Annotated in this window: 13 protein-coding genes; 7 read left to right on the forward strand and 6 right to left on the reverse strand. The window is 57.0% G+C overall.

All coding sequences use genetic code 11. The annotated features are described in order from the left end of the window. Positions 1–224 precede the first annotated feature (224 nt). From tnpC to tnpA, 3 genes are all read right to left on the reverse strand, one after another. Positions 225–1,751, reverse strand: coding sequence for an IS66 family transposase (gene tnpC, locus T8A63_RS20400; protein WP_243263134.1), 1,527 nt, complete (start codon positions 1,749–1,751; stop codon positions 225–227). A 77-nt stretch (positions 1,752–1,828) separates the two neighbouring features. Next, positions 1,829–2,176: an IS66 family insertion sequence element accessory protein TnpB gene (gene tnpB / locus T8A63_RS20405; RefSeq protein WP_243262505.1), complete on the reverse strand. Its 348-nt coding sequence runs from the start codon at positions 2,174–2,176 to the stop codon at positions 1,829–1,831. After that, on the reverse strand, positions 2,173–2,568 hold the full coding sequence (gene tnpA / locus T8A63_RS20410; protein ID WP_243262504.1) for an IS66-like element accessory protein TnpA: 396 nt from the start codon (positions 2,566–2,568) through the stop codon (positions 2,173–2,175). Before tnpA ends, tnpB begins: the two co-directional genes overlap by 4 nt. Before the next feature lie 146 nt (positions 2,569–2,714). Between tnpA and T8A63_RS20415 the strand changes: the two genes are divergently transcribed. From T8A63_RS20415 to T8A63_RS20445, 7 genes are all read left to right on the forward strand, one after another. Then, the gene (locus tag T8A63_RS20415) at positions 2,715–3,233 is read left to right on the forward strand and encodes a matrixin family metalloprotease (protein ID WP_322346603.1); all 519 of its coding nucleotides are present in this window, start codon (positions 2,715–2,717) and stop codon (positions 3,231–3,233) included. A gap of 45 nt (positions 3,234–3,278) precedes the next feature. Further along, the gene (locus T8A63_RS20420) at positions 3,279–4,502 is read left to right on the forward strand and encodes an IS256 family transposase (protein WP_297759412.1); all 1,224 of its coding nucleotides are present in this window, start codon (positions 3,279–3,281) and stop codon (positions 4,500–4,502) included. Between the two features lie 102 nt (positions 4,503–4,604). Beyond that, positions 4,605–5,033, forward strand: coding sequence for a DUF4214 domain-containing protein (locus T8A63_RS20425; protein WP_322346397.1), 429 nt, complete (start codon positions 4,605–4,607; stop codon positions 5,031–5,033). Positions 5,034–5,250: 217 nt separating this feature from the next. After that, entirely contained in the window at positions 5,251–6,201 is a 951-nt protein-coding gene (locus T8A63_RS20430; RefSeq protein ID WP_322346399.1) for a glycosyltransferase family 2 protein, read from the forward strand. A 3-nt stretch (positions 6,202–6,204) separates the two neighbouring features. Further along, the gene (locus tag T8A63_RS20435) at positions 6,205–6,597 is read left to right on the forward strand and encodes a GtrA family protein (RefSeq protein ID WP_322346401.1); all 393 of its coding nucleotides are present in this window, start codon (positions 6,205–6,207) and stop codon (positions 6,595–6,597) included. A 4-nt stretch (positions 6,598–6,601) separates the two neighbouring features. Then, a complete protein-coding gene (locus tag T8A63_RS20440) occupies positions 6,602–7,363 on the forward strand; it encodes a methyltransferase domain-containing protein (RefSeq protein ID WP_322346403.1) in 762 nt (253 codons plus the stop codon). After that, the gene (locus T8A63_RS20445) at positions 7,360–8,847 is read left to right on the forward strand and encodes a hypothetical protein (RefSeq protein ID WP_322346404.1); all 1,488 of its coding nucleotides are present in this window, start codon (positions 7,360–7,362) and stop codon (positions 8,845–8,847) included. Before T8A63_RS20440 ends, T8A63_RS20445 begins: the two co-directional genes overlap by 4 nt. Positions 8,848–9,123: 276 nt before the next feature. Here the strand turns inward: T8A63_RS20445 and T8A63_RS20450 are convergent, their stop codons facing one another. From T8A63_RS20450 to T8A63_RS20460, 3 genes are read right to left on the reverse strand one after another with little or no spacing between them, the layout of a single operon-like run. Continuing rightward, on the reverse strand, positions 9,124–10,896 hold the full coding sequence (locus tag T8A63_RS20450; RefSeq protein ID WP_416153265.1) for an ABC transporter ATP-binding protein: 1,773 nt from the start codon (positions 10,894–10,896) through the stop codon (positions 9,124–9,126). Then, a complete protein-coding gene (locus tag T8A63_RS20455; RefSeq protein WP_322346408.1) occupies positions 10,896–11,843 on the reverse strand; it encodes an acetamidase/formamidase family protein in 948 nt (315 codons plus the stop codon). The genes T8A63_RS20450 and T8A63_RS20455 overlap by 1 nt, the downstream gene beginning before the upstream one ends. Then, positions 11,833–13,473, reverse strand: a complete 1,641-nt coding sequence (locus T8A63_RS20460; protein ID WP_322346410.1) for an ABC transporter substrate-binding protein — start codon at positions 13,471–13,473, stop codon at positions 11,833–11,835. Before T8A63_RS20460 ends, T8A63_RS20455 begins: the two co-directional genes overlap by 11 nt. Positions 13,474–13,490 lie beyond the last annotated feature (17 nt).

Raw genomic sequence — 13,490 nt, forward strand, 5'->3', positions numbered from 1 at the left:
ACAGAATGGCACTCGACCACCCGATCGACTGAAGCTCTAATAGAAATAGGCCCCTGCATCGCGCGCATAGGCTTTAGAGGATATTTTCCATGGAATACAAACTCCTAGGCCCGAAGTGGGGCCCCGCGGAACTTGGCGAAGCTGGGGGAGTGGTGTACTGGAGCTTCGCCACTTCTCAAGGTGATATCATCAACTTTAGGTAAGCGTCCGGTGTCGCCGCGGTTTCAGGCTTTTTCGGGCTGCCAATTCCAGGGCATGAGTTCGTCGATGCGGTTGATCTTGTGATCTGGTAAACGTTGGAGGACCCATGTGAGCCATGCCTCGGGATCGACGCTGTTCAGCTTACAGGTTTCCATGAGCGTATAGGCGATTGCGGCGGCGCTTCCGCCCCCAATAGACCCCATGAACAAATAGTTTTTTCTTCCCAATGCAACGGGTCGCATTGTCCTCTCGCAAGTGTTGTTGTCCAGCTCGAGGTGCCCGTCGGTGAGGTAGCTGCGGGCTTTGGGCATGCGGTTCAGGGCATACCGAATGGCTTCGGCCAGCTTGGTTTTGCCAGAGATCTTGCGCAGCTGAGCCTGCAGCCAAAGCTCCAGGTTGTCGAAGACAGGCTTGGCCTTGGCCTGCCGCAGGGCGACGCGCTCTTCCGGCGTTTTCCTTCGGGCCTCCTTCTCGACAGCGTAAAGCTGTGCAATCTGCTTGATTGCCTGTTGGGCAATGGGAGAGCCAGTGCGCTCGGCCTCGTCGACGAACTTGCGGCGCACATGGACCATGCAAGCCTGTTCGTCAGCTTTGTCCTTGCCAAACAGACCATTGAAGCCGGCGAAGCCATCAGCATGTACCGTGCCGGTATACCCGGTAAGGTGATTGACGGGGTGCTCGCCCTTCCGATCGACGCTGAACTGATACCAAGCGCAGGGCGGCGCTACTCCGCACCACGGTCGTTCATCCCGAACATAACTCCAGAGCCGGGCGGTTTTGGTCTTTGTCGTGTTTGCGCGCACCTGCAGTTTAACGGGGGTATCGTCCGCAAACAGGGCTGGCCCAGCCCGGACCAACTTGCCAATGTGTTCCGCCAAGGGTTCCAGCAGAGCTGTGGTACGCCCGACCCAGTCGCTTAGTGTGGAGCGATGTAGATCGACCCCTTCGCGAGCGTATATCTTGGACTGCCGCTCAAGCGGCAGATGATCGCAAAATTTGCCGACCAGCATGTGCGACACAAGGCCGGGTCCGGGTCGCCCACGTTCGATCAGGCGGGACGGCAACGGGGCCTGGGCGAAGGCTTCACAGCAGGTGCAGGCCATACGCGGACGGATAAATCGGCGCACCATGAAGCGGCCGGGGATATAATCCAGCTCTTCGGTCACGTCCTCGCCCACTTGGCGCAAGGCACCGCCGCAGTCGTGGCATGCCTCGCCCGGCGACAGAACCTCATCTTCCCGATCCAGGTGGTTGGGTAGTGGCTTGCGGCTGTGCTGGCGCTTGTTGGTTGGGGTCTCTTCATCAATGGGCGGCTGCTCGGTGTGGTGATCCTCTGCGGCCTGCGCGATCTCTTCGTCTTCCAGCAAATCGAGAGCCAGTTGATCCATACCCTCTGACTTCGAACCGAAGCGCGCCTTGCGGTGACCATGAAGCTCAGCCTTCAGCTTCTCGATCTGGTAGGCCTGAGACTGGATATGCTGGAGCATTTGCGCGCTGACAGAGCGCAGCTCGTCAGGATCTTTGGGCAAGGATTTGAAGGCGTCCAGCATGGTGTAATCCATACCAGACCGCCCTATGGGAGGGAATGCAAAACAGCGCCAAACCCTATGTTTTGTTGGGTTTTACCCTATCCAGCAACCAGCGGTCGCCAAGTCTTCTGCGGCGTCCGCCAGTCGATCCCTTCGAGCAGCATCGACAGCTGTGAGGAGCTCAGGCTGACCTTGCCCTCTTTGGCTGCGGGCCAGACAAAACGACCCCGTTCCAAGCGTTTGGTAAACAGGCAGGCTCCCTGGCTATCCCACCAGATGATCTTCAAAAGGTCACCCCGGCGACCCCGGAAGACGAACATGTGGCCGGAATACGGATCTGCGGCCAAAACCTGTTCGGCCTGTGCCGCCAGCGTGTTGAAGCCACGCCGCATGTCCGTCACGCCGGCAGCCAGCCATACCCGCGTGTTGCTCGGCACCGGGATCATTGCGTCAGTCCCTCGACCATCGCCACAATCGCCGACAGCGCGGTTGGTCCCTCCACCAGAATGCGCCGACCATTTGACAACGTGATATCCACGCGCTGCGCGGTGGCGGGACCTGTTGGGGAAGAGCGCGGAATGTGTGGCGCTGGCGCTGACGTCACGCCCGAGACCTCAATTGGGAGAAACACTGCCTCCTCAGGCTCGGGCAACTCCGCGGTTTGACCTTCCGATGTAAACCGTGGATCGCGAAGCCACGTATGGATCAGGTTGGTGTTCATTGCGTAGCGACGCGCAACCTGCGCAACAGAAACCCCGGTCACCCGCGCCTGCGCGCAGATCGACCGCTTTTCATCATCCGACCAGACCCGCTTCTTCTGACCCTTCTTACCCGCCATCGCTCACCTCAAAATGTACACCATCGATAGTGGACATCTACCAGACACTTTATCGCGCGGTCAGAGCAGGGACACCGGACGGATACAACTTTAGCGAAAGCATTACAGGTGCAGAGCAAAGAGATGTCATACGCCAAGCATTTCAGATGTGGGAAGACGTTGCAGACATTGATTTTATCGAAGTGTCTGACGATCGAGACGTCAATATCCGCCTCGGATATGAAGACATTGACGGTCCGGGCGGGACCCTTGGCCTTGCATATTATCGATATAGCAACACGAGCTTTATAGAAGCCGAAATCGGTTTTGACAGGGCCGAAATCGGGCGGCAAACAATAGAACAGTTCTTTGAAACCGCCATACATGAGGTGGGGCACGCGATAGGCCTTGACCACTCTGACGCCCCTAATTCGATTATGCTCCCCAGAGGCTATACTGGACCTGTTCTTAGCAGCGGAGACATTGCAGGCATTCAGGAAATATATGGCCCAAAGCCGAGCACAGGACCAGAAGACAACATATCGGTCAAAATCGGGACCCCAGCGGATGATTTGATGATCGCGACTTCTGAGATCGACACTTATAGCGGTCTAGAAGGGATCGATACCGTTAGGTTTGAAGGGCTCTCGGACTCCTTTCAGATAACCGATGGGGGACTGTCCTGAATTTTGTGCTCTGGCGTGGTAACTGCTCTATAAGGAGACCCACGTATGAGCATCGACAAAGAACTATTAGACCAACTGATGGAAGGCCGGTCATCTGGCGACCTATTCGGCAAGGAGGGCATTCTTGCTGAGTTGACCAAAGCATTGGCAGAACGCGCTTTAACGGCTGAGATGGAGGAACATCTTGGGGAAGAACGCGCCGAAGGTGTCGCGGAGGGTCAGAACCATCCGCCCAATCGCCGTAATGGCAGCAGTCAGAAGACTGTGACCACCGACAGTGGGAAAGTCATCTTGGACATTCCGCGCGACCGCAACGGCACCTTTGATCCGCTGTTGATCGCCAAGTATCAGCGCCGTTTTCCCGAGTTCGACCGCAAGATCGTCAGTATGTATGCACGCGGTATGACGACCCGTGAGATCCAAGGGCACATCGAGGAGATTTACGGCTTTGAGGCATCACCCAGCTTGATATCGGCGATCACTGAGGCCGTGATGGACGAGGTCAGCGCCTGGCAGAGCCGGCCACTGGAACCCTGCTATCCCGTGGTGTTCATGGACGCGATCCGCGTCAACATCCGCAGTGATGGAGCGGTCTCGAACAAGGCGGTCTTCGTGGCCTTGGCGATCCGTCCGGACGGCACCCGGGACGTTCTGGGGCTGTGGTTCCAGGCCAACGAGGGTGCCAAATTTTGGGCAAAGGTTCTGAATGATCTACGCCACAGGGGCGTTCAGGACATTCTGATTGCCGTCGTCGACGGCCTCAAAGGCTTCCCCCAGGCCATTGAGGCGGCTTTCCCGGAAGCCCAGGTTCAAACGTGCATCGTTCATTTGCTGCGCCACTCTATGAGCTTTGCCAGCTACAAGGACCGAAAGGCCGTGGCGACAGCCCTGAAGGCGGTCTACACCGCCTTGGACGTCGAAGCAGCAGAGGCTGCGCTGGCCGAGTTCGAAGAGAGTGATCTGGCCAAGCGCTATCCGGCCATTGCACCGAGCTGGCGCCGAGCCTGGAACGAGGTGATCCCGTTTCTCGACTACCCGCCCGAAGTGCGCCGACTGATTTACACGACGAATGCCATAGAAGCCCTGAATTCGAAAATCCGGCGTGCGGTGCGAACCCGCGGCCACTTCCCGAGCGATGAGGCGGCGGCGAAGTTGATCTACTTGGCCCTCAATGCTACTTCCGTCGAGTGGAAGCGATCTGTGCGTGAATGGCACCGCGTTAAAAGCCAACTCGCCATTATGTTCGAAGAACGCTTTCCCATGGCGTAACTAAAGGCGCCAGGGCACAAAATTACGCACACTCCCACCGATGGCGCCAATGCAAACACATTCACCGTTCGCAACCTCACAGATGACAGCCTGGATAGCTTGTTGAGCATCGAACGGCTACAGTTTGATGATGGGTTTATTGCTTTCGACGAGTTCGGCAATGCCGGGAAAGCTTACCGGTTGTACCAAGCCGCATTTGATCGAAAACCCGATCCAGAAGGCCTCGGGTTTTGGATCGACAACTACGACCAAGGTAACGTCAACCTCGTTCAAATGGCTGAATACTTCATGCAATCTGAAGAGTTTTCAGGTGCCTATGGAGACCCGGCATCCCTCTCCGATCAGGCATTCTTAACACTACTCTACAATAACGTGCTGGACCGCGACCCAGACCAAGCAGGGTATGATTTTTGGACCGCGGAACAGGAAAAAGGGATCAGCCGCGCCGAAACAATGCAGTACTTCTCTGAGAGCACCGAGAATATATCCAAGACCACAGCGGCAATTGATGATGGTATCTGGTACGTTTAACAGCGTTGCCAAATTGCTGATGCGCTAGCTTCCACCACAGACCGATTAGCTCCCCCCACCCAAAAAAATAGAGGCACGCTGCAAGACAAGCTTGGGCGTGCCATTGCGGGCATCCCGCCACCGCCTTAAGCCCAACTCCGACCTTAATGAGGCCATATTCTAACGATAGCTCCATCTCAAAGGTGAACGAAAGTAGATAAACTAAGGTGGTGGCCCTATGCTGATCTCCGTTGTCGTGCCCTGCATGAACGAAGAAGCGTCAATTCCGGTTCTGGTAGACCGTCTTGCCCAGGTGATCGCTCCATACGGCCCACGCGCAGAAATCCTACTGGTCGATGATGGCTCTACAGATGGGACCTGGGCCGAAATCGAACGCGCCCAAGCAACCTGCTCCTGCCTACGCGGCCTCAAACTCTCAGCAAACCGTGGCCACCAGATCGCACTCACCGCAGGGCTCGAAGCAGCTCAAGGGGAGCGTATTTTTATGCTCGATGCTGATCTACAAGACCCGCCAGAGCTGCTGAGCGATATGATGAGCATGATGGACCAAGGCTATGATGTGGTCTACGGGCGACGTCGCGAACGCCAAGGTGAGACGCTGTTCAAACGCGCAACCGCCTGGGCATTCTACCGCACCCTAAATGCAATGTCCGATGTCGACATCCCTCGTGACACCGGCGACTTTCGTTTGGTTAACCGCAAAACCCTCGATGCCGTTTTGTTGATGCCAGAGCGCGCGCGCTTCGTGCGGGGCATGTTTGCTTGGGCAGGCTTTCGCCAAATCGGCATCGAGTATACCCGCGCGCCTCGAGAGTTGGGTGAAACCAAATACCCTTTGCGCAAGATGATACGATTTGCCACCGATGCGATGACCGCGTTTTCGACCAAACCGCTGAAGTTTGCCACTCGCATGTCCTTCGCCAGTCTCGGCTTTTCGGCCCTCATGATGATCTATGTCATCTACTCGCTCATCGTCTATCAAACAGCCCCCGGCTGGGCTTCGGTCGTACTGGCCATCAGCTTGTTCTCAGGGGTGCAACTGCTGACACTGGGCATTTTGGGCGAGTATATCGGCCGCCTGTACATAGAAGCCAAAAACCGGCCCCTCTACTTTGTCTCCGAAGACACACGTAGCGCCACATTGCACCCTTTGCGCAAAGTCGTGTGACACATGTCTCGGCTGAACCAGCTTTGTTCATTTGCGCTTGTGGGCGGCACCACTGCTGGGGTTTACGTCAGCCTCTACCTCATCCTCTTGCATGCCGGACTGCACCAAGAGTTTGCCAACGCTCTCGCGTTCGGGTCCGCTGTGATACTCCAGTATGTCGGGCAAGCGCGACTGACCTTTGATCAGCAGTTAAATGACCCCCGTCAAATGATACGCTTTGGCCTGATGGTCATAGGAGGGGCTGTCACCTCTTCCCTCATCACAGGGCCTGCAGCCGCCTACTTTGCACTGCCCTCTTGGGCTGCAGCCCTCATTGTAACAGTGATCCTACCCATTCAGAACTTTCTTTTCATGAGCCTATGGGTGTTTGCCAAACCCAATACATTTAAAGCGTAGCTATATGTCCCATATCTATTCTGACACATTCTTTAACTATATCGACCAGGGCGCGCGCCGCTCTGCACGCGAGATCTTGGCCCTCTTGGCGCCTCAGCTGCAACCGACATCTGTGATCGATTTCGGCGCGGGGCGGGGCGTTTGGCTCGACGAATGGCGCAAGGCAGGGGCCCAGGACATCCTAGCAGTGGACGGGGATTATGTGGATCGCCATCAACTTGCCGTACCGCAAGAAAATTTTATGCCCGCCAACCTCACCGCTCCGGTTCACATCGACCGTCGTTTTGACCTCGCACAGAGCCTTGAGGTCGGAGAGCATTTACCCCCCTCTGCCGCAGAGACTTTCGTAGATAGCCTCACCCGTAGTTCTGATCGAATATTGTTCTCGGCTGCGGTGACAGGACAAGGCGGCGAGTTCCACGTCAACGAGCAACCTCTATCCTACTGGCAGAAGCTGTTCGAGGCGCGCGGCTATACCGCCTACGATTGCGTCCGACCGCACCTCTCAAGCAATCGCAATATTGAGCCTTGGTATCGGTATAACACCATACTCTATGTCAATGATGCAGGTCTTCATGGCTTGCCTGCCGCTATTGCCCAGCATCAAATTCCAAACGGCGCTTCCGTTCAAAATGGGGGCAATATCGCCTGGAAGCTCCGCCGCTTTGTCGTATCGCGGATGCCGCAAAATGCTGTGACACAGATTGCCCAACTTCGTGCGAAGATCATTGCCGCACGTGCGCATGGAAAAACAGGTGCGACATGACATTTGCCTCTCCGGACGCTGCATATATCGCAACCTCAAGCGCGCAGTCGAAGCCAGATGAAACACAGCGACTGCTTAAAGCCTTCGGGGTAAGCTTGCTGGCAATCTTCGTCGTCTCAGCGCCTAACCTCATAGACCCGTTTATTCGTCACGATGACTACCCTGCACTATTTGGCGATGCTCAAATGTTCTGGGGTAAAACCCTCACCGAAGGGCGCTGGCTTAACTACCTTTGGCATTTGCGGGGCATCGCAACCCCCGCTTGGCTGAACTTTGCAGCCTATCAGATTCTCTCAGCGCTACTGGCCGCCGCACTCGCGGTGGCAGCAATGGGACGCGAAGGGCACACGTGGTTCATCGCAGCTTTGGCATTGTTCATCTTGGGCTCCGTTCCCGCCACCCTTATTTCACTATGGTTTAACACCCTACTCCCCGGCCTCGCCGTCGTGGCGCTATATGCAGTGTTGGGCTGCTACTTGTCGCAACGCAGCCTTCGCATCCTGCTGCCCCTCTTCGTTATCGTCAGCTTTTGGGCTTACCCGACCTACTCTCTCATCCTGCTTGCCGTCTGCCTCATGCGTACAAAAAATCGCTCCTTTGCGGATCTTGCTGGGCTCATGGTTCTGTTCATAGCCAGCTTTGCAGCAGCCGTCTTACTCACATATACGATAAATTGGTACGTACACGGTATCTTCGGCGTACCACTGGCAGACTGGCGAGAGGCGACGCCGGCTTCAGGCCTTACAGGAATGATTGAAAACCTGCCTTACGTGCTGGAAACATTCAGGATCTTGCTTGTTACCAACTCGTATAACTTCCTGCCCGCCGGCTACTTCCACATTGCCTTATTGATCGTAGCGACGGGCGTTTTGATCAAGCACGCTCCTAAAGAAGCTCTTTATCTGCATGCGGGCCTTTGGGCCGGCATAGCACTGATGGTGCTACAATCACTTAAGCTCGGCGTTGCGATACCCTCGCGCGCATTTAGCTTCGCTTGGATCTACTATGCCGTAATCGTGGTGCGCGCCACGGCCCTGATGAGCCAGCACACCAATCTCTCCGGGCGGCTCATGCGCAACTGCACCCTTTTGATCGCTCTGTCCTACTTGCTTCAGACGTTTTTCCAGTATGCCACATACCATCCCTGGCAAGCAGAAACCCGCCTCTTGGCAGAGAGACTGCGTAACGTAGACCCCGCGATAGAACGTCCCGTCCTCGTTTATGGTGACGTTGAAACGCTGGAGAGCGCGAAGGCTGCTCACCTCCAAAGAGACTTGGCTCTCACCTTTCGCATCCAGCAGCTGACCGGACATAAGATTGTGCTGTGCCACAGCGAACCTAAAGCCTGCACGGACATCGAACAAACCCGCAAAGATCAAGGCCTACCCCCAGCTTGGGTCACGGTAGTACCAGACCTTGAGGGTGAAAGACGCTTTACAGAACCCTCCCCCTCAATCGGTGAGGCCGTTGTCGGCAGCGCCTAGAAGTCAACATCGGCAACAAAGGCCTGCGTTTGGCTCGGTCTATCTCGACAACCGTTAAACAGCTCATAGGCAGTCAAATTGTCGGGCATTAAAGCGTGACGGCTTCAAACGAATAGAGAGCATTTTGGAGCTCATGGCGAAAGAAGCCCCATAAGCAGCTCCATGAGCTCATGCGAGCAAGGATGGAAATACCTCACGATGTGTCTCGCATGGTGGAGCGCGAGCGCCAAGCGGCATTAGCGATCGGTGGAGCAAGAAATCGCAGTTCTGCCTCCACTACGAACGCGCCACCAAGTGGCCCCCGCCCACATCATCCAACGTAACAATATTAGGCGGATCCCCAACGGCACGAACCGGACTTGGCGGATCGCTTGCGGCGAGCACCCGCGCAGGCAGCACGCGGTCAGGATCAGCATGAGGCACAGCTTCGATCAAACGCTGCGTATAGGAGTGGCGCGGATCCCCGAAGACCTGCGCACCTGTCCCCATCTCTACGATCTGGCCCAAGTACATCACCGCCACTCGATCTGCGATATTCTCGACCACGGCCATGTCATGGCTGATGAAGAGATAGGACATGCCCATCTCGCGTTTCAACTCGGCCAGCAGGTCCAGCACTGTAGCTTGAACCGAAACATCAAGCGCCGAGACGCTTTCGTCTGCGATAATCAGTTTCGGATCCAGTGCGAGCGCGCGCGCGATACAGATACGCTGACGCTGTCCTCCCGAGAACTCATGTGGATAGCGATCAAGCGCATCCTCGCCCAAGCCCACACGTGCAAACAGCGCGGCGGCCTTCTCGCGGCGGCTTGCTGCTGTGCCCACGCCATGGATCACCAGCGGCTCGCGCACCAAATCACCCGCGGTCATACGGCCATTCAGAGCGGCCATCGGGTCTTGGAACACCATTTGCAGCTCACGGCTGATCTGTTTGCGCGTTGCGGCATCATTGCCCAGTGGCTTACCTTGAAACCTGATCTCGCCACTATGCGGCACCAGACCGGCCAAGGCCCGCGCGATGGTCGACTTTCCACATCCGCTTTCGCCCACAAGAGCAAAGGTTTCGCCCGGATAGATATCAAAGGACACAGCTTCAACCGCATGCACCCGCTGGACCACGCGGCCCAATAGCCCACCGTGCAGATCATAGGCCACCCGCGCTTCGCGCAAGCTAACCAAGGGCTCCGTACCCGTATCCGGATGTGCCCCATGCCCCTGCCCCATACGCGGAACGGCTGCCAGCAATTGACGCGTATAGGGCTGATCGGGGTTTGAGAAGAGCTTGCGCACGGACGCGTGTTCAACCATCCGACCACGCTGCATCACCAACACCTCATCGGCCATCTCGGCCACAACGCCCATGTCGTGGGTAATCAAGATCAGCGCTGTGTTCATATCTCGCGCCAGATCACGCAAAAGATCAAGAACCTCGCGCTGAACCGTCACATCGAGCGCGGTCGTCGGTTCATCTGCAATCAAAATATCAGGGCGCAGCGCAATGGCCATGGCGATCACGACCCGCTGCCGCATACCGCCCGAAAGCTCATGAGGATATTGCTGCAAACGGCGCTCTGGCTCGGTCAGACGCACGGCGCGCACGGCTTCAAGCGCGCGTTTGCGAGCCTCAGCCTTTGATACGTCTTCATGCGCACGGATTGCCTCAATCAGTTGCGCACCAATACGCATGACCGGATTGAGAGCGGTCATTGGCTCTTGGAAGATCATCGCTATGCGATTGCCGCGCAGCTGTTTCAGCTTGCTTTCAGCGAGCTTGGTCAGGTCTTGCCCATCGAAATTGATCGCACCGCCTGTGACCCGTACAGCAGGAGGCGGCAGCAGACCCATGATCGCAAGGGAGGTCAGTGATTTACCCGATCCGCTTTCACCCGCAATCGCCAAGGTCCGGCCCTTATGCAAGGTGAATGACAGATCCTGCACAAGTGGCAGCATGCCCTGCTCGGTCCGGACCGAGATCGACAGGCCGTCCACCGTGAGGACCGGCTTGGCCCCCGCGGGTTCCGCCGCGGGGGGAGTTTGCATCGCCACCATCATTCGAAGACACAGCGCGGGAAATAGAAGGACACAATCCAGTTTGGCATGTCCACGATTTCCGAGATGCGCAGATCGCCACAGGTGGAAACCAGCATATAGGCATCCTCCGGCGCCAAACCTTGCGTGGCGCAGAGCAGGTCGACCATTTGGCTTACCGCATCCCGTGCGCCCGTCATCAGATCCGGCCCGATCCCGGTGGTGACTTCATAGCCTTTGGCATCAAGGTGGTTGGTCACCGGCCCCGGTGTTGTGAACCGCGGCATCTTCAGCTGCGCATCTTTGACCAGATCAAGCGTCACCGTGGCGTTCATTGGGCTCTCGATGGCGGTGCCGCAGACCTCGCCGTCGCCCTGTGCCGCATGGGTATCCCCGATGGAGAACAATCCGCCCGCCACCTCGACCGGTAGATAGAGCGTAGTGCCTGCTGCCAGATCGCGAATGTCGAGATTACCGCCCACACGCCGCGGCGGCACGATGGAGTGCAAGCCGTCTTCGGCCAGCGCACAGCCAATGGTTCCCGCGAAGGGTTTGAGCGGTACGCGGCCATGTTTGCCAAAAAGCGCCGGCGCCAACGTGTCAGGGTCATAGTCCCAGATCGTCAGCGCGGGGTCAGTAAATTGATCAGCCAAGAGACCAAAACCCGGGATATTGGCGGTCCAGCCAAACCCCGAAGGGGTGAACCCCTCGATGGTAATCTTGAGCGCATCGCCCGGCTCCGCGCCTTCGACATAGATCGGACCCGAAACCGGGTTGATCTTGCCAAAATCCAACGTCTCAACGTCTTTGACCGTGCTGTCTTTGGTCAGCTGACCGGCAGAACTGTCATGGCAGTGGAATTCGAGCGTGGACCCAGGGGCCACCGTCTCGGCTAGGACAAGCGCGTTGTCCCAGCCAAAATGATGATGGCGTCCGTGGATCGTATAGTCAGGACATTTATTGCACATCGTTTACATACACATAGTCATAGTTGACGGGGATCGAGACGGGATCGACGTAGAGCGCATCAGCGCCGCCCATCCGCTCGGATTTCATGGTGTAGCGCTGTTCGTTGAACACCGGCACCCAAGGCGCGTCTTCCATGATCTTCATGTAGACGTCGGACCATTTTTGCAGCCGCGCCTCCGCGGCATCGGGGTCGGTCATGCTATCGGCCTCGGTGGCCATCGCATCGACCTCTTCGTTGCAGTACCACGACCAGTTCCAACCGCCCTGAACTGCACCAGCACAGCCCAGAATTGGGCCATAGAAGTTCGATGCATCGGGGAAGTCGGCAATCCATGCCATTCCGCCCGACCAGATCATTGGCGCTTGGTCTTCTTCACCGCCCGCAGCAATGACACTTGCCTGCGCCAGAGATTGGATCGAGGCGTCGATGCCGATCTTGCTCAGGTCCTGCTGGATCGCCTGTGCGATACGCGGATTGGGGTCCGTGTTCATCACGTAGAGCTCTGTCTCGAACCCATCGGCGAAGCCCGCCTCGGCCAACATGTCTTTGGCTTTTTCCGGGTCATAGGCGTAGCCTTCATAACCTTCGGTATAGCCGGGCATCGAAGGGGGCAGCGGTTGGGTCGCCGGCACGGCGCGACCGTTAATCACTTGCGTGATCCGCTCTTTGTTGATCGCCATGTTCACCGCGCGGCGCACATCCGCGTTGTCAAAGGGCGGCATTTTTGTGTTGAGGGTAATATAGCCGGTATGCAGCTGGCCTCCTTCAACCACGCGAGCCGCCTGCTCTGGATCATTCATGACCTCTTGGAATTTGGCTGGCGGGATGCCATCGCCGGGCACGTCCACTTCGCCGTTCTGAAGACGCAGAAGCGCCACGATCGGCTCTTGACCCACTTCAAAGGTCACGCTGTCGAGATAGGGCAGCCCCTCGCGCCAGTAGTCTTCGTTTTTTTCAAATACGAGGCGTTGGCCAATGGTCCACTCCCCCAGCTTAAACGCGCCGGTGCCCATCGCGGTCTTGCCGAAATCAGCGCCCGCTTCTTCGACCGCTTCTTTCGCCACCACCGCGGCAAAGTTCAGGCCCATGACATGCAGGAAGGTCGCATCGGGGCGCGACAGGGTAATCTCTACAGTCAGCGGATCGATGACTTTGACGCCCTCAAGGGTCTCCGTCTCACCGTTGGAAATCGCATCAAAGCCTGCGATAGAGGCAAAGAAACCCGCACCAGGGCTTTGGGTCTTGGGGTTGGTGACGCGGTCGAGCGAGTATTTGACATCCTCAGCGGTCATCTCGCGGCCATTGTGGAATTTCACGTCCTCGCGCAGCTTGAAGGTAAAAACCTTACCGTCTTCGGAAATCTCGTAGCTTTCCGCCAGACCGGGGCGCAGGTCGGTGGTGCCGGGGGCATAATCCATCAACCCGTCGTAAAGCGATTTGATCATCGACCAGTTCTGCCAGTCATAGCCAATGGCCGGGTCGAGCGTGGCCACATCATCCTTGTAGGTAATGGTGATATTGCCGCCCGACTTGGCGTTCGGGTCCATATCGGAATGGCCGTCAGCAAAGGCTATGGCGGGCAAAGCAAGCGCTGCGACCAGCGCCGTAGAGGTCAGGAACTTCTTCATTTTCGTCTCTCCTTGTT

It is taken from the genome of Sulfitobacter sp. OXR-159, from assembly GCF_034377145.1.
Lineage (GTDB): Bacteria > Pseudomonadota > Alphaproteobacteria > Rhodobacterales > Rhodobacteraceae > Sulfitobacter.